The sequence below is a fragment of the Streptomyces lycii genome (assembly GCF_009735685.1).
GTDB lineage: Bacteria > Actinomycetota > Actinomycetes > Streptomycetales > Streptomycetaceae > Streptomyces > Streptomyces lycii.
On the sequence record NZ_WHPN01000254.1, the window covers coordinates 1 to 16501 of the forward strand.

A 16501-nucleotide genomic window follows, 5' to 3' on the forward strand; every position below is an offset into this window, starting at 1 on the left:
GCCGCGGCCCCGCCGGGCCCGCCCCGCGGCTGCGCGTCTCCTGACACCGTCCCGCCACACATAAGCTGGTGCCCATGATCTCAGTGCAGGAGGAACCCACGGGCGCGCTGCTCGCGGGGGCGTCGCGCCGGTGGGTGCGACTGCTGCCGTGGGCCGTGGCGTTCATCCTGTTCGCCGCCCTGCTCCCCACCACCATCCATGTGCTCAGCGTCGACTACGGCCTCAACGGCGGCGTCGCGAGCGCCCTGGCCGTCGCGCAGACGGCACCGCTGCTGCTCGCCGTCGTCCGCCCGCTGCGCGCCTGGTACGTGATCTTCACCGCGGACGTGGCCGGGGCGCTCGCGCTGCTCACCATCGACTTCGACGCGCAGCGCCTGTGGCCGTTCCCGCCCATGGAGATCGTCGGGTACATCGGCCTCTGCCTCGCCCTCGGCCTGCGCGAACCACGCCGGACGCTGCTGCTGGTGTGGCTGGCGACGGCGGGCGCGAGCGTCGGCCTGGGGTTCGTCGCGCCCACCGGCACGGGCGCCAGGGACGCACTGCTCACCGTGCTCAGCGGCGTCGCGCTGGTGCTCGGCGGTGCGCTCCGCGAGCGGTACGAGGCGCAGCGCAGGCTGGCCGAGCAGGAGACGATCAGCGAGGCCGAACGCGGCCGGCGGACGCTGCTGGAGGAACGCGCCCGCATCGCCCGCGAGCTGCACGACGTGGTCGCGCACCACATGTCCGTCATCACGGTGCAGGCGGACACCGCCGCGTACCGCCTCGACAGGCTGCCGCCGGACGTGCAGGAGGAGTTCACGTCCATCGCGGCGACCGCACGCGAGTCGCTCGGCGAGATGCGGCGGCTCCTCGGCGTGCTGCGGAACGAGGAGTCGCACGGCGAACTCGCGCCCCAGCCGGGCCTGACGCGGATCGGGCAGCTGGCGGAGGCGACGACCAGGGCGGGCGTGCCGGTGGAGTACTCCCCCTGCGACGCCGACGTGTCCGAGGCGGTGGGCCTCTCCGCGTACCGCATCGTCCAGGAGGCCCTCGCGAACGTCGTGCGGCACGCGCCCGGCGCTCCCACGCAGGTGTCGGTGTCGGAGTCCGTGTCGGAGGACAGCTCGTGGCTCACCGTCCTCGTCGTCAACGGGCCGCCGCCCGTGCCGCCCGCCGCGCCGCTCGAGGAGGGCGGCACCGGGCACGGCCTCGTCGGCATGCGCGAGCGGGTGCGGCTCGCCGGCGGCACCCTCGACTCGGGGCCGCTGCCGGACGGCGGCTTCCGGGTCGCGGCCCAACTACCCCTGACGGAAAGAGACTCCACGTGACGACCCGCGTCATCATCGTCGACGACCAGGCCATGGTGCGGGCCGGCTTCGCCGCGCTGCTCGCCGCCCAGAGCGACATCGACGTCGTGGGCGAGGCACCCGACGGTGCGCAGGGCGTCGAGCTGAGCAGGCGCACCCATCCCGATGTCGTGCTGATGGACGTCCGCATGCCCGAGATGGACGGGCTCGAGGCCGCTCGCCGCCTCCTCGCGCCCCCGGGGGGCGGTGGACAGGCCCGTCAGGCAGTGGCGGAACACCGTCCGCGCGTCCTGATGCTCACCACCTTCGACGTCGACGACTACGTCTACGAGGCACTGCGGGCGGGTGCGAGCGGCTTCCTGCTGAAGGACGCGCCGCCGGCCGACCTCATCGCGGCGGTACGCGTCGTGGCCTCGGGCGACGCGCTGCTCGCCCCTTCCGTGACGCGCCGCCTCATCGCGGACTTCGCCCGGCAGCGTCCGGCCGCCCGGGGCAAGCCCGCGCTGCGGCTCAAGGGCCTGACGGAACGTGAGACGGAAGTCCTCACCCTGATGGCCCGCGGCCGGTCCAACGCGGAGATCGCGGAGACGCTGGTGCTGGCCGAGCAGACGGTGAAGACACATGTGAGCCGCGTCCTGACCAAGCTCGACCTGCGCGACCGCGCGCAGGCGGTGGTCTTCGCGTACGAATCGCGGCTGGTGACCCCGGGCGAATAGGGCGGCCCCTTCCCCGGGCCCGCCCCGCTCTCCCGGGTCCACGCCCGGGTCCACGCCCGGGTCCACGCCCGGGTCCACGCCCGGGTCCACGCCCGGGTCCACGCCCGGGTCCACGCCCGGGTCCACGCCCGGGTCCACGCCCGGGTCCACGCCCGGGTCCACGCCCGGCGGAGGGCGGGTCCGCCGCTCCTCCGCCGGGGGCTGCCGCGGCGTCCCCATCTGCTGGGGCCGCAGGCCGCGGGCCCACCGCGCCCGGGCGCCGGGCGTCTCAACGGATCACGGATCCGGCGACGGACAGCGCTAGCATGCGGCCATGCCGGAAGCTCCCTCCTCCCCGCAGCCGTTCACCGCCCGGGCCGAGCCCGCGGCGCTCGAAGACCTCCGCGCGCGACTGCGCGCGACACGCTGGCCGGACGTGCCCGAGGACGCCGGGTGGTCGCTCGGGACCGACATCGCCTACCTGCGTGAGCTGGTCACGTACTGGGCGGACCGGTTCGACTGGCCCGCGCAGGAGGCGCAGCTCGCCCGGCTGCCCCGGTTCCGCGTCCGGATCGGCGGCCTGGGGATCCACTTCGTGCACGCCCGGGCTGTCGCGCCCGCCGGCCCCGTGCTGCCGCTGGTCCTCAGCCACGGCTGGCCGGACTCGTTCTGGCGCTACTCCAAGGTCGTCCCGCTGCTGACCGATCCCGGCGCGCACGGCGCCGACCCGGCCGACGCGTTCGACGTCGTCGTGCCCGACATGCCGGGCTACGGCTACTCCGACCGCCCCGCCGGCCCGCCGCTCGACTCCGTCGCCGTCGCCGGCCTGTGGTCCGAACTCATGGACGTCCTCGGCTACGCGCGGTTCGGAGCGGCCGGCGGGGACATGGGCAGCCATGTGAGCCGCTACCTCGCGCTCGACCACCCGGACCGGGTCGTGGCCGTCCACCGCACGGACGCGGGCCTGCCCGTCCTCACCGGTGACCGGGCCCACCTCACGCCCGAGGAGCGCGCCTGGTTCGAACACGTCGCGGCCTGGGGCGCGAGCGAGGGCGCCTACGGCGCCGTCCACCGCACGAAGCCGCAGACCGCCGCCGCCGGACTCACCGACTCACCGGCCGGACTCGCCGCCTGGATCGTCGAGAAGCTCCGGTCCTGGAGCGACTGCGACGGCGACATCGAACGCAGCTTCACCAAGGACGAGATCCTCACGAACGTCACGCTCTACTGGCTCACGGGAACGATCGGCTCGTCCATGCGCATGTACCACGCGAACGCCGCGATCCCGCCCGAGCAGCTCGCCCGCCGCGTCGAGGTGCCCTCCGGCTTCTCCCTCTTCCGCGGCGACATCGTGCGTCCGCCGCGGCAGTGGCTCGAACGCGTGGCGAACGTCGTGCATTTTGACGAACCCGAGCGGGGCGGGCACTTCGCCCCCTTCGAGGAACCCGAACTTTACGCCGAGCAACTGCGCACGTTCTTCCGCCCCTACCGCGCCGCGGCGAGTGGCTGAGGGCACACCCGCGCACCGGCGCGCGGCGCGGCGCACGACACCCGGCCTTGGCAAGGGCCGGGTGTCGCTGGGCCGTTGCGTCCGGACCACCCGAGCGCTGGTCCGGGTGCGGCCGTTGACCGGCGCGAACCCCGGTTCGCGCCGACGAACGCGTCTCACAGGTGCTCGCTCGTGAGACAGGCGGCCGCCCGGCGGTCCACCCGCGGCGACGTGTTTCCCGAGTGGATCACGAGTGGATGCGGATGCCTGGACTGATGGCCACCGAGCAGCTGAAGCGAGCGGCGTCGGCCTGGAGTTCCTCACCGGGGAGCCGAAGGGCACGCACGTCCCCTCCGAATTCGTGTTCACCGTGCCGGCGGCCATGTCCGACACGGAGCGCGAGTACATCCGCGACCGCGCCCTCGAAGGCCCTGTCCAGCCACGGCCGACACGCCCGCCACCATGAAGCCCTGGTCACCCTCGCCTGCCTACGACTCCGGCTGCCCTGACTCCGGGGACACGGCCCGGCGGCCCTCGGCGTCCCGGGGGCCGAGGGTGATGGCCCCGGCCGGGCACAGGCCCGCGGCCCTCCGCGCGGCGGCCCGGTGCCCGGGGGCCGGTTCGGAGCGCAGGAGCACCACCAGGCCGTCCTCCTCGTCCTGGTCGAAGACCTCGGGAGCCGTCAGGACGCACATGCCGGCGCCGGCGCAGCGGTCCCGGTCGGCCCTCACCCGCAGCACCTGGTGTGCGTCACTCACCGGTCCCCTCCTTCCCCCAGGTGACGGGCAGGGCCGTCACGCCGTAGATGTTGGCGCGGTCCCGCAGCGGCACCTCGCCCGGCGGCACCGCGAGGCGCAGCGTGGGGAAGCGGGCGAAGAGCGCCGGGAACGCGACGGTCATCTCCACCCGGGCGAGCTGCTGGCCCAGGCACTGGTGGGCGCCGTGGCCGAAGGCCAGGTGCCCGGCGGCCCCGCGGCCGATGTCGAACCGGTCCGGGTCGGGGAACCGGTGCGGGTCCCGGTTGACGGCCTGCACGGATACGGTCACCGTCTCCCCCGCCCTGATGAGCCGGCCCTCCACCTCGACGTCCTCCAGGGCCGAGCGCGGCAGCGGGTCCGCCACGCTGAGATAGCGCAGCAGTTCCTCCACCGCCTGCCCCGCCAGGCCGGGGTCGGCGCGCAGGGCCGCCAGCTGGCCGGGATGGCTGAGCAGGGCGAAGGTGCCCAGGCCCAGCATGTTCGCGGTGGTGTCCAGCCCGGCGGCGAGCAGCAGCCCGCCGATCCCGGCCAGCTCCTCATCGGTGAGGTCGGTGGAGGTCAGGTCGCTGAGCAGGTCGTCGGTGGGCTCGGCCCGCTTGGCCGCCACCAATGCGCCCACATACCGCAGCAGTGCCTCCTGGGCCGCGCCCTTCGCCGCCGCGTCCGCCCTCTGGTCGAAGAGGACCGCGACGTCGCTCTGGAAGCGCTCGCGGTCCGCGTACGGCACGCCGAGCAGTTCGCAGATCACCAGCGCGGGCACCGGCCGCGCGAACACCTCCACCAGATCGGCCGGAGGCCCGGCCTGTTCCATGGCCTCCAGGCAGCCGGCGGTGAACTCCTCGATGCGCCGGGTGAGCGCGCGCATGCGGCGGACGGTGAACTTCCCCGTGAGCAGACGCCGGTAGCGGGTGTGCTCGGGAGCGTCGAGGCCGGTCATGTCGCCCACCGGCGCCGGCGGTATCTGCTCCGGAGCGCCCTCCATCGGTATCGGCAGGTGCAGGAGTTCGTAGCGTGAGCTGAAACGCGGGTCGGCGAGGACCGCGCGGGCGGCTGCGTGCCCGGTGACCAGCCAGCCCAGATGCCCGTCGGCGTAGCGCATCCGGCGCACCGGCTCGTCGTCCGGCGCGGTGAGTTCGGCGGGCGGGTCGAAGGGGCAGCCGGAGCGCCGGTCGGTCGGCAGGGACGGCGGGTCCGCGGCGGTGGCGCGGGCGGTGCCGGCGGCCGTGCCGTCCGCGGCCGTGCCGTCCGCGGCGCCGCCGACGGTGGTGTCGGCAACGGTGCCCGCGGCGGCGGAGGTGCCGGGGCCGGGAGTGCCGGTGCCGACACGGCCCGGGGTGCCGGTATCGGCGGGGACGGTGCCGGTGGCGGCAGGGTCGGGGCTGCCGGTGGCGGCAGGGTCGGGGGTGTCAGCGGTGTCGTCGGTCGTCGTCGGTTCGTACGGCATGGGTCCTCCTTCGGTCGTCGGGCAGGTGCAGGTCGTGCGGATCGGTGGAGCGGGCCCGGGGCGGCGGGCACCGGGTGGCGCCGGTGGAGACGACGCGGCCCGCCCGGCGAGCGGCGCGCCCTCCGACGAGGGGTGATGGTCGCGCCGTGCCGGCGGCGGTTCCGCGCCATGAGCCGCAGGCAGCGGTACGGAGCCGGCCGGCCCGCGTGCGCGGCGGCGGGCACAGGAGCCCGGGCCGGTCGTGCCGCCCGGCTGCGAGCGACGGGAGACGGGGACGCGCGGGGCGGGTGGCCGGACACGCCCGAGGCCGGGAAGACGGGCACGCCCGGGGCCGGGGAGACCGGGACATACGGGCCGGGGGACGGCAACGTACGGGCCGGGAAGCCCGGGCACGGGGGTCAGACGCGGTGGACGACGATGTCGCCGGTCCCGGTCCGCGCGCGCACCTCGACGCTCTCCTCCCCCTCCTCGGGCCCGTCCGACACACCGAGCGCGTTGCGTACCGCGCCGTATTTGGTGTTCACGTCCAGCCAGACCGCGGTGCCCGCACGGACCCCCACCTCGAGACCCCCCACCGAGGTGCGCAGGTCGATCCGGCCACCGCCGGCCTCCCCGACACGGATGCCGCCGGTGGACGCCATCGCCTCGACCCCGGCGCGGGCCACACCGATCTCGATCCGGCCGTTCGCGCACCTCACCTCCGCATTCCCGTGCGCGACGCCCACACCGACGTCCCCGTTGGCCACTCTCACCTTCAGGCCACCGGCGACCTCGCCGATCTCCGTTCGGCCGTTGCCGTTCTTCACGGTCGCCGCGCCGGCGACCGTGCCGACCTCGATCCGGCCCGAGCCGACGACCTCCACGTCCCCCGACGAGCGGGCCAGCCGGACGTCGCCGTGGCCGGTCCTGAGGCCCGCGCCGGCCACCTCACCGACCTGGAGGTCACCCAGCGCGGTCCTCAGCGTGACTTCCCCGAGACGGCCCTCGCACGAGAAGCCGCCCAGGGCCGTGGTGCCCCGCACATCCGACCCCGCGGGCAGTTCGATGCTCACCTCCACGGCGCCCGGCCTGCCCAACAGCGACCGCTTCCTCGGCGTGGTGACCGTGAGACGGCCACCGGAGCAGGCGACCCTGGTCTGCCGCACGGCACGTACGTCGTTGTCGTCCGAGCCGTCGCGCGGCAGCACCTCGACGACCGTGTCGGTGCGCTCGCCCGCGGTGATACGGGCGCTGCCGGCCTCCAATTCGAGGACGACGGAAATCGGCTCGGGGGTCTGAAATGCGGGCATGGCTGTGTCCCGTCCTCTTGGCTCGGATGAGTGATCCCGCCGGTGAGGCGGGTGATGCGTGACGCCCGCGGGATCGGCGGGCCCACCGCCCCGCCACCGCGGCGGCAGGGCGGTACGGCAGCGCCGCGAGCCCGCGCGCCGGGCCCGGTGCCGCCGCGGAGCCCCCGCCGGGATCCTCAGCGGACCCAGCCGGTGAAACCTTGGCCGCCCGAGTGCCTGCCGCGGCCCGGCGCGCTCACGCGCTCCCCGCCGTCCAGGGCACCCGACACGGCCCGCACCAGCCAGGCGTTGACCGACAGTCCCTCCGCCGCCGCGGCACTCTCGGTCCGGGCCTTGAGATGTGCCGGGAGACGGAAGTTGATCCGCGCCATGGTCCCGTCCTCCGCGTCCGCGGCCGGTGCGGGTGCGGCCGGTGCGGGGGCCGGTTCCTCCTGGAACGCCTCCGGCCGGAGCGGCGGCGTCACCACGAACTCCGGGTCGACACCCCGCAGCCGCACGTCGACCCCTCCCGGTGCCAGCTCCCGGGTCACCTCCTCCATGGCCGTCGACAGCGCGTCGAGCAACGTCAGCCGGACAGCGGACTCCAGGGGCGCGGTCAGCCGCTCGGCCAGGGCCCGGGCTTCGTCACCACCAGCACCCGCCGCGACAGCGAGTTCGTCCCGGAGACGGCTGACGTAAGGCGTGAGATCCATGGCGCCATCTTGGCACATCCATGGCGCCATGGCGACCCTCCAGGGACCATCTCCAAAGCAACGCACTCTGAGCTGGGAATTATCGCCGCCGACCAGACCGGACCGAGGCCCGTCCACAGGGAGGCGTAGCCCCTGGGGCGCCTCCGCAGCGCCATCATGGCGCCATCAGCCCCCATCTTCGGCGCCACCCCCGACGACCACGGCGATACGCCGGACAGGGCCACAGCCGCGGAGCCGGCCGCTGAAACCTCCGCGGCCCCCGCGCCACGATCCGGCCGCCCCGGTGGGCCGATCACGGGAGATCCCTTAACGCTTAAGCGCCTCCGAGGACACCCCTTGTGGCCAGCAGGTAAAGGGTGTTAGACATCTCCGCAATGGAATGTTCAGTCATTAGATAACTCTGCGTAGCGGTGACAGCCTCCCGGGTCGTCACCCCGCCAGGAGGCCTCTGCCCATGCTCCTGCTCCCCACGGGCCTGGTGGCGCCCACCCAGCGCACCATCCCGGCCTTCGCCCTGCACCGCCCCGGCTCGCTCGGCGAGGCGGTGGCCGCCGGCGCGGCGCCCGGCGCCGTCTACGCGCAGGGCTGCAGCGACCTGTTCGCCCAGTTCCGGGAGGGTCTGCGCTGCGAGAGCCTGGTCGCGCTGGACCGCGTACCGGAACTCGGCCGGGTCGCGATGACCGACGGCGGCCTGGAGATCGGCTCCGGTGTCGCCCATCACGACGGCGCCCACGACGACACGGTCCGTGGCGCCCTCCCCTCCTTCGCCGAGGCGTGGGGCCGGATCGCCAACCACCGGATCCGGCAGCGCGCCACCATCGGCGGCAACCTGATGGCCCGCCGGACCCGCTACGAGATGTCCGTCATGCTTCAGGCCGCGGGTGCCCGGCTGCGTTTCCTGACCGCCGACGGCCCGCTGGAGCTGGACCCCGCCGCGCTGTGGGACCGCGAGGAGCCGCACGGCGCGTTGCTGACCTCCATAGTCCTCCCCGGCGTGCACGGGCTGTGGTTCGGCTACGAGCGCTCGATGCGCCCGCTGGCCACGGCAGCCGTGGCGGTCCGCGGCGACCGGGTGACGCTGACCGTCGGCTCGGAGTACACCCGCCCGCACACCGTACGGCTGGCCCCGGACGACGACCCGGTGAAAGCCGCCGAACGCCTGCCGGACTCCGTCGGCGACGCCGCCGCGAGCGCCGGATACCGCCGCCACCTGGCCGGCGTGCTGCTGCGCCGCCTGCTGGAGACCCGCGCCGCCCGGAAGGAGGGCCGATGAACACGGACCACGGCGCCGGCCGGATCACCGTCAGCATGGAGCTCGACGGCCGCCACCGCTCGGAGGAGATCCCGCCGCACACCGTCCTGCTCGACCTGCTGCGCGACCGGATGGGCAACACCGGCGTCAAGGCGTCCTGCGAACGCGGCGTCTGCGGCGCCTGCACCACGCTGATCGACGGCGTGCCGACCGCCTCCTGCAGCCTCTTCGCCTTCAGCGCCGACGGCTGCTCGGTGGAGACCGTGGCCGGGCAGTCCGGGAGCGGCGAGCCCGGACCGGTCCAGCGCGCCTTCGCCGAGTGCGGCGGCTTCCAGTGCGGCTACTGCACGCCCGGCATGGTGATGCTGGCCACCGCGCTGCTGCGCGAGCACCCCGCGCCCACCGACCAGCAGATACGCGAGTGGATCTCCTCCAACATCTGCCGGTGCACCGGCTACGGGATGATCCTCGACTCGGTCCGCCGTGCCGCCGAGCTGATCCGGGAGGAAGCGTGACCGCCCCCTCGGCGAGCGGCCGCCCCGCCGCCTTCGGCCAGGCCGCACCCCGCAAGGACGCCCGGCTGAAGGTCACCGGCGCCGCGCGGTACACCACCGATGTCGCGCTGCCCGGGATGCTGCACGCCAAGGTGCTGCGCAGCCCGCACCCGCACGCCCGGCTGCTGACCGTCGACGCCACCCGGGCCCGGCAGCTGCCCGGCGTCCACGCGGTGATCACCCGGGACGACCTCGGCGGGCTCGACGCGGTCTTCGGCTACTTCATCAAGGACCAGCCGATCGTCGCCACCGACAAGGTCCGTCACATCGGCGACCCGGTGGCCGCGGTGGCCGCCGAGGACGAGGCGACGGCCCTGGCCGCACTGGCGCTGATCGAGGTCGAGTACGAGGTGCTGGCGGCCGTGCCGGACGTGGAGTCGGCGCTGGCCGCGGGTGCCCCGGAACTCTTCTCCGGCCGCAAGCCGCGCGGCGTCGTCCCGCCGTACGGCACCGGTGCCTCCGCCGAGCTGTGGCCGCGTCCCAACGTCTGCTACGAGTTCCGCTACGAGACCGGGCCCGACGCCGTGTGGGCCGGGTGCGACCACGTCTTCGAGGACACCTTCGTCTTCTCCCGGATGAATCACTTCCATCTGGAGCCGTTCGTCACCGTCGCCGACGCGCGCGGCGGCCGGATCGAGGTGTGGACCTCCACCCAGAACCCGTTTCCGCTGCGCAAGGAGATCGCCCGGGTGTTCCGGACCGAGGAGTCCGCGGTCCGGGTCAACGTGCCCTTCGTGGGCGGTGGTTTCGGCGCCAAGCACAACTGCAAGACCGAGCCGGTGGCGATCCTGCTGTCGCAGCTCGCGGGGCGCCCGGTGCGCTACTGCCTGACCACCGAGGAGGGTTTCCTGACCCTCAGCCAGCACTCCGCGGTGATGACGGTGAAGACCGGACTGCGGGCCGACGGCACCTTCGTCGCGCGGGAGAGCACGGTGCTCCTCGACGCGGGCGGCTACACCGACGGCAGTCCGCTGGTCGCGGAGAAGGCCGGATACCGGATCCCCGGCCCGTACCGCTGGGAGCACGTCCGCTCCTCGTGCGCCTGCGTGATGACGTCGACGACGCCGGCCGGGCCGTTCCGCGGCTTCGGCGCCACCCAGGCGACCTGGGCGAGCGAGAGCCAGATCGACATGATCGCCCGGCGGCTCGGCATGGACCCGTACGAGCTGCGGGTGAGGAACCTCAAGGCGCTCGGCGAGCCGTTCATGCCGGGCGAGAGCGGCATCGACAGCGACCTGGTCGAGGGGCTCGACCTGGTGGCCGCCGAACTCGGCTACCACGAGCGCGGAACCAGGCCCAACCGGGGCATGGGACTGGCCATCGGGTTCAAGGACGGCGGCGGGGTCAACAAGCCCGCGCAGGCCCGGGTGAAGATCAACGCCACCGGGCACGTCTTCGTCTCCGCCGGTTCGGTGGAGATCGGGCAGGGCATCTCGACCGCGCTGTGCCTGGTCGCCGCCGAGGTGCTGGGCCTGCCGCCCGAGCGGGTCTCCTACGCGGCGGTCGACACCGACACCTCTCCGTTCGACCAGGGCACCAACGCCTCCTCCGGCATGACGGTGACCGGCCGCGCCGTGCAGCTCGCCGCCGAGCAGGCCCGCGACCGCATCCTGGAGTTCGCCGCCGGCCGGCTCGGCTGCGAGCCCGCCGACCTGGAACTGGTCGACTGGGGCGTACGGCAGGGACGTACCGTGCACCCGCTGCCGCCGATGATCGCGCAGGTGTTCGGCGGTACCGGCTACGAATTCAGCGGCGACGGCTTCTTCAAGGCGCCCAACTCCCCCGAGGCACCGCTCGACGCGCCCTGCGTGTTCTGGGAGATCGGCTGGGCCGGCGCCGAGGTCGAGGTCGACCCGGACACCGGCGCGGTGACCGTGCTCAAGCTGGTCGCCAGCGGCGACGTGGGCCGGGCCGCCAACCGGCTGGTCGTACGCGGACAGGAGGAGGGAGCCGCCGTCATGGGCTACGGCCAGGCGCTGTTCGAGGAGATGCGGTTCGAGGACGGCGTGCTGGTCAACGGTGAGGCGCTGGACTACCGGGTGCCGATGGCCGAGGATCTGCCCGCCTCCTTCGTCAGCGTCTCCCAGGAGCAGCGGCACGGGCCCGGCCCGTTCGGCTCCAAGGGCGCCGGCGAGGGCACCCTGGTGCCGGTCGCCGCCGCCATCGCGAACGCCGTGCACGATGCCACCGGCGCCAGGATCACCACGCTCCCGCTGACCCCGGAGCGGGTCCACCGCGCCCTGCGGGAGCTCCCCGGCCAGTCGTCCTGATATCCCTCGCCACCCGGCCGGACGCACCCGTACCCCGCCGCCGCCGGACCGGGCCCTTCTGCCGCCGGACCCGGCCCTTCTGCCGCCGCACCAGGCCCTTCTGCTGCCGGGCCGGGGGCGGCTCCGGCCTGCCCCGGGGCGGCCGGAGGGAGGGGGACGGCGATGAGCAGGCGTCGCGGTCGAGGCGAATAAATTTAGCACTTAGTTATTGACCACTTAGATAAATGCCGCCTAGTGTCGCGGCAACCCTGCCGGCTCCCGCTCCGCGCGGAAGGAACCCCATGTCCACCGTGGCCCCAGACAAAGCCCTGAACTCCGGCTCCGTCGCCGCGCGCCTCGAACGGCTGCCGCACTCGCGGTGGCACGTCAAGGTCCGTTTCATGATCGGCGCCGTCACCTTCTTCGAGGCGTTCGACCAACTGCTCGCCGCCTCGGCGCTGCCCGTCCTCACCGAGCAGTGGAACCTCTCCACCGGCCAGGCGACCTTCGCCGTCACCGCCGCCTCGGTCGGCATGCTGCTGGGCGCGTTCGGCGCCGGCTGGCTGGGCGACAAGATCGGCCGGGTGCGCACCGTCGCCCTCGGCGTCCTGGTCACCGGACTCGCCAGCATCGCGGTGGCCCTCGCCGCCAACATCGAGATGTTCGCCGCCTTCCGCTTCGTCCAGGGCGTCGGCATCGGCGGCGTCGTCCCCATCGCCGCCACCTACATCAACGAGATCGCACGCTCGGACAGCCGCGGCAAACTGGTGCTGCTGTACGAACTGATCTTCCCGGCCGGCCTCTCGGCGGCCTCCCTGACCGCGGTCTGGGTCGTCCCGAACCTCGGCTGGCGGGCCATGTTCCTCATCGGCGGGCTGCCCGTCGTGCTGGCGGTGCTCCTCGTCCGCAAGGTCCCCGAGTCGCCGCGCTGGCTGGCCTCCCAGGGCCGCGTCGCGGAGGCCGAGGAGGTCATGTCCAAGATCGAGAGCGAGGTCGTCACCGCGACCGCGCAGCCGCTGCCCCGGCCCTCGCTGGAGATACCCGCCGAGGAGTCCCGCGGCCGGCTCCGGGAGATCTTCCAGGGCCGCTATCTGCGCCGCACCGCCGTCCTGGCGACCATGTGGTTCGTGGCCTACTACATGAACCACGGCATCTCCACCTGGCTGCCCTCGCTCTACACCAAGCAGTTCGGGCTGGACCTGACCACCGCGCTGGTCTACTCCCTGATCAGCAACGCCACCGGTCTGCTCGGCACGCTGATCGCCGCCCTGGTGGTCGACCGCATCGGCCGCCGGCCGCTGCTGCTGACCGCGCTGATCGGCACCACGGCCGCGCTGGCCGCGCTCGGCGTGGCCGGCGCGACCTCCGGCGGCCAGGTCGCGACCTTCGCCTCCTGCACCACCTTCTTCATCTTCATCATCAACGCCTCGCTCTACCTCTACTCGCCGGAGCTGTACCCGACGCGCAACCGCGCCAAGGGCGCCGCGTTCGGCGGGGTGTGGAACCGCCTCGGCGTCATCCTCGGCCCCGTCGCGGTCGGCGCCGTCATCGCCTCCGGCGCGAGCCTGAGCGTCGTCTTCGTCCAGCTGGCGGTCGTCGCCGCGGTGGGCGCCGTCGTCGCCTGCTTCATGGTGGAGACCAAGGGCAGGACACTCGAGGAACTCAACGCCTGACGGCTGCGGCGCACACCCCGCGGCCCGCCGTTCCCCACCGGTCCGCCAGGAGGGCCGGACGACCCCGTGACCCGGGGCCGTCCGGCCCTTCTTCGGCTCGAGTGCCGCACCGGGCCGTTAAGGAGGTAGCTTTTCATCGGTAAGGAATTACTAGGAGGAGAATCTGTGGCCGCCAGGGTTCAGAGCAGCACCGATACCGACGCGGTGTCGCGCATCATCGAGCAGTGGCACCGGCAGCGGCCGGACCTCGACCCGTCGCCGATCGAGGTGCTCGGGCGCCTGCACCGCTCCTTCCTGCTGTACCAGTCACAGACCAGCAAACCGGTGGCCGCGGCGGGGCTGTCGCTGGCGGGGTTCGACGTCCTGGCCGCGCTGCGGCGGGCCGGGGAGCCGTACCGGCTCACGGCGGGCGAGCTGGCGGCGACAAGTCTGGTCTCCTCGGCCGGTGTGACCCTGCGGCTGGACCGGCTGGAGGGCGACGGGCTGATCGTCCGGGAACGCGACGGGCAGGACCGCCGGGTGGTGCACTGCCGGCTCACCCCGGCCGGGCTGCACCTGATCGACACGCTGTTCGCGGAGCACCTGGAGAACGAACGGTCCATGCTAGCGGGGCTGAAGCCCAAGGAACGGGTTCAACTGGCCGCCCTGCTCCAGAAACTGGAGCGCAGCCTGAAATCGGCGACGACCCCCGGGGAGTAACCGGCCCCGGAGCGGCCGCCGGGCGGATCCGCCGCCGCCCGGCACGGCGGACGCGGGCCGGCAGCGCATGTCCCGCCGACGGCCCCTGCCCGGCGGCAGCACGGCGAAGACCCCGCCGGGTGCACACCGTGCCACCGCGACGGGGTCTTCCCCCCGGAGGTCAGCCGAGCAGCGCCGCCGCCTGCCGGGCGGCCTCCGCACGGTAGAAGCGTCGGATCCGCACCACGCCCAGATCGTGCTGGTACAGGTTCTCCCCCACGTCGCCGTCCGCCGGCATGCCCTCCAGCATGACCCGGTCCTGTTCCAGCACCTCGTGGTGCCGCTCCTCCAGGGTCATCCGGTACAGGAACCGCCAGGAGTCCCGCTCCCAGCCCTGCACCTTGCGGGTGCGCCAGTGGAAGACCGCGCACTCCGTGTCGGTGACGGGCACGACCATGCCGACGATGCCGAACGCGCCGCCCGGCCCCGCGAAGGGCTGGTACGGGATCTCCAGGTCCACCCAGTCCACGCCGGTGCGCGCGAACTCGACCCAGTCGAAGTTCACGCCGACCTGGTCGGTCTTCTCGAAGAAGAAGCCCCGCTCCGTCTCCCGGATCCGGAACCGCGCCGACTTCGCGCCGCCCGCCATCGAGTGCGAGTGTCCGTGCAGGAACGCCCCGTGCATCGGGTCCAGCACATTGTCGATGTAGAAGCGCCACGGGGCGCCCCACTCCGCGTAGTTGAGGAAGTGCGCGGTCCCCTCGTCGGCGAGGCGGTCCGGCAGGACCAGCTCCGGCGGTTCGGGGTGCCGCTCGTCGCCCCAGTAGGCGAAGACCGCGCCGCAGTGCTCCTGGACGGGCAGCGAGCGCACCAGCTGCTTGCCCTCCAGATTGCAGCCGGGCAGGCCGGGCACGGAGACGACCGTGCCGGTGCCGTCGACCTGGACGCCGTGGTACTGGCAGGCCACCCGGTCGCCCAGGTGCTGCCCCAGGGACAGCGGCGCGCTGCGGTGCGGGCACCGGTCGGCGATCATGTGCAGTTGCCCGGAGGGGCGGCGGAAGAGCAGCCACGTCTCGTTCCAGCGGGTCACCCGCTTCATCTCCCCGTTGCCGACGTGGCCGGACGGCAGCACGGGGTACCACTGGTTGCGCAGCCCCGTGGCGTGGATGCGCTCCGTGAGTTCCTCGGCGGTCACAGCGGTCATGCCGTCACGCTCCCAGTCGCTTGATCTCGGCCCGGAAGGACTGCTCGGTCCAGGCGTTTCCGTCCGGCGGGTACACACTGCTCCGGTTCAGGCCCCGGACGACGTCGGCGAGTTCGTGGCCGAACGTGCTGTAGACCTCTTCGAGGACGCCGGCCAGCTTCAGCTCGTAGTCCGTGGGTTCGTGGGTGCGCGTCTGGTGCACCACGACATAGCGGGAAGTCATGGGTTACTCCGGTGAACGGGACGAAGACGGATGGATCTTCAGGACTCGCGGGGTTCTCACAGGTCCAGCACCAGCCGGGCCGAGGCGCAGCGCGACACGCAGATCATCATCGTGGCGCCCGCGGTCTGCTCGTCGGTGGACAGCAGCATGTCGCGGTGGTCGGGCGTGCCGTCCAGCACGCGGGTCTCGCAGGTGCCGCAGATGCCCTCGCGGCAGGAGGTCTCCACGGCGACGCCCGCGTTCTCCAGAGCGTCGGCGACGGACTGGTCGGGGGCCACCGTGACCGTGGCGCCGGAGCGCGCGCATTCGACCTCGAAGCCCTGCTCGCCCCCCTCCGGCGCGGGCGCCCTGACCGCCGCGAACCGCTCCAGCCTCAGCCGCCCGCGCAGTCCGCGCTCGTCGCAGACCGTCTCCAGCGCGGCCAGGAGGGGCTCGGGCCCGCAGCCGTACACCAGTGCCTGCTCGTCGGACGCGGCCTCGTCGAGGATCGCGGCCAGGTCGAGATGGCCGTGCTCGTCCTGCGGGTGGAACACCACGGTGTTGCCGGAGCGGGCGGCCAGCGAGGTGAGTTCCCCGCCGAACGCCATCGACGCGCGCCGGCGTCCGCCGTGCCACAGCTTCCACGGCCTGCCGAGCGCGCTCGCCTCACGGGCCTGGGCGAGGACCGGTGTGATGCCGATGCCGCCGGCCACGAAGAGGTACCGCTCGGCCGTCTCCAGGGCGAAGTGGTTGCGCGGGCCCTTGACGGTGACGGTCTGCCCGGGGCGCAGCGTGCCGTGCACCTGAGCCGAACCGCCGCGGGAGGCGGGCTCCTTGAGCACGCCGATCCGGTAGCGGCCGGTATCGGCGGGGTCGCCGCACAGACTGTACTGGCGGACCAGGCCGCCCAGGTGTACGTCGATGTGGCCGCCCGGAGTCCAGGGCGGCAGCGGCTTGCCGTCGGGGTGGACCAGTTCCACCGAGACGACGTCGTCCGCCTCCCAGGTCATGCGGTGCACCAGAAGGTCGAGCCGCG

At 73.4% G+C, this 16501-nt stretch carries 15 protein-coding genes; 8 read left to right on the forward strand and 7 right to left on the reverse strand.

The window, feature by feature from the left end; genetic code table 11:
• Positions 1 to 74: 74 nt before the first annotated feature.
• From GCU69_RS10740 to GCU69_RS10750, 3 genes are all read left to right on the forward strand, one after another.
• On the forward strand, positions 75 to 1307 hold the full coding sequence (locus GCU69_RS10740; RefSeq protein WP_156205776.1) for a sensor histidine kinase: 1233 nt from the start codon (positions 75 to 77) through the stop codon (positions 1305 to 1307).
• Positions 1304 to 2002, forward strand: coding sequence for a response regulator (locus GCU69_RS10745; protein ID WP_098750505.1), 699 nt, complete (start codon positions 1304 to 1306; stop codon positions 2000 to 2002). Before GCU69_RS10740 ends, GCU69_RS10745 begins: the two co-directional genes overlap by 4 nt.
• A gap of 313 nt (positions 2003 to 2315) precedes the next feature.
• On the forward strand, positions 2316 to 3491 hold the full coding sequence (locus GCU69_RS10750) for an epoxide hydrolase family protein (protein WP_098750506.1): 1176 nt from the start codon (positions 2316 to 2318) through the stop codon (positions 3489 to 3491).
• A gap of 467 nt (positions 3492 to 3958) precedes the next feature.
• Here the strand turns inward: GCU69_RS10750 and GCU69_RS10755 are convergent, their stop codons facing one another.
• From GCU69_RS10755 to GCU69_RS10770, 4 genes are all read right to left on the reverse strand, one after another.
• Complete coding sequence (locus tag GCU69_RS10755) at positions 3959 to 4228, reverse strand: ferredoxin (RefSeq protein ID WP_306474014.1); 270 nt, start codon at positions 4226 to 4228, stop codon at positions 3959 to 3961.
• Positions 4221 to 5672 (reverse strand): cytochrome P450, encoded by a 1452-nt coding sequence (locus GCU69_RS10760; RefSeq protein WP_235978390.1) that lies wholly within the window; start codon positions 5670 to 5672, stop codon positions 4221 to 4223. Before GCU69_RS10760 ends, GCU69_RS10755 begins: the two co-directional genes overlap by 8 nt.
• 398 nt (positions 5673 to 6070) lie before the next feature.
• Positions 6071 to 6961: a DUF4097 family beta strand repeat-containing protein gene (locus GCU69_RS10765; RefSeq protein WP_156205777.1), complete on the reverse strand. Its 891-nt coding sequence runs from the start codon at positions 6959 to 6961 to the stop codon at positions 6071 to 6073.
• A 176-nt stretch (positions 6962 to 7137) separates the two neighbouring features.
• Positions 7138 to 7653 (reverse strand): type II toxin-antitoxin system HicB family antitoxin, encoded by a 516-nt coding sequence (locus tag GCU69_RS10770; protein WP_156205778.1) that lies wholly within the window; start codon positions 7651 to 7653, stop codon positions 7138 to 7140.
• Positions 7654 to 8107: 454 nt separating this feature from the next.
• On the opposite strand from GCU69_RS10770, the gene GCU69_RS10775 reads away from it, so the two are divergent.
• The 5 genes from GCU69_RS10775 to GCU69_RS10790 all read left to right on the forward strand — a co-directional run bounded on the left by GCU69_RS10775 (position 8108) and on the right by GCU69_RS10790 (position 14080).
• Positions 8108 to 8926, forward strand: coding sequence for an FAD binding domain-containing protein (locus GCU69_RS10775; RefSeq protein WP_098750177.1), 819 nt, complete (start codon positions 8108 to 8110; stop codon positions 8924 to 8926).
• Complete coding sequence (locus GCU69_RS33565; RefSeq protein ID WP_170315819.1) at positions 8923 to 9420, forward strand: (2Fe-2S)-binding protein; 498 nt, start codon at positions 8923 to 8925, stop codon at positions 9418 to 9420. The genes GCU69_RS10775 and GCU69_RS33565 overlap by 4 nt, the downstream gene beginning before the upstream one ends.
• Positions 9417 to 11729: a xanthine dehydrogenase family protein molybdopterin-binding subunit gene (locus GCU69_RS10780; RefSeq protein ID WP_235978391.1), complete on the forward strand. Its 2313-nt coding sequence runs from the start codon at positions 9417 to 9419 to the stop codon at positions 11727 to 11729. The genes GCU69_RS33565 and GCU69_RS10780 overlap by 4 nt, the downstream gene beginning before the upstream one ends.
• 281 nt (positions 11730 to 12010) lie before the next feature.
• Positions 12011 to 13381 (forward strand): MFS transporter, encoded by a 1371-nt coding sequence (locus GCU69_RS10785; RefSeq protein WP_156205780.1) that lies wholly within the window; start codon positions 12011 to 12013, stop codon positions 13379 to 13381.
• Positions 13382 to 13546: 165 nt separating this feature from the next.
• A complete protein-coding gene (locus GCU69_RS10790) occupies positions 13547 to 14080 on the forward strand; it encodes a MarR family winged helix-turn-helix transcriptional regulator (RefSeq protein ID WP_098750180.1) in 534 nt (177 codons plus the stop codon).
• Positions 14081 to 14240: 160 nt separating this feature from the next.
• Here the strand turns inward: GCU69_RS10790 and GCU69_RS10795 are convergent, their stop codons facing one another.
• Genes GCU69_RS10795 through GCU69_RS10805 form a run of 3 tightly spaced genes read right to left on the reverse strand, consistent with a single transcriptional unit; the run spans position 14241 to position 16475 of the window.
• The gene (locus GCU69_RS10795; RefSeq protein ID WP_156205781.1) at positions 14241 to 15263 is read right to left on the reverse strand and encodes a Rieske 2Fe-2S domain-containing protein; all 1023 of its coding nucleotides are present in this window, start codon (positions 15261 to 15263) and stop codon (positions 14241 to 14243) included.
• A gap of 4 nt (positions 15264 to 15267) precedes the next feature.
• A complete protein-coding gene (locus GCU69_RS10800) occupies positions 15268 to 15486 on the reverse strand; it encodes a recombinase-like helix-turn-helix domain-containing protein (protein WP_098750182.1) in 219 nt (72 codons plus the stop codon).
• A gap of 56 nt (positions 15487 to 15542) precedes the next feature.
• Positions 15543 to 16475 carry a PDR/VanB family oxidoreductase gene (locus GCU69_RS10805; protein WP_156205820.1) on the reverse strand — a complete coding sequence of 311 codons (933 nt, stop codon included), beginning with the start codon at positions 16473 to 16475 and terminating at the stop codon, positions 15543 to 15545.
• Positions 16476 to 16501: the final 26 nt, after the last annotated feature.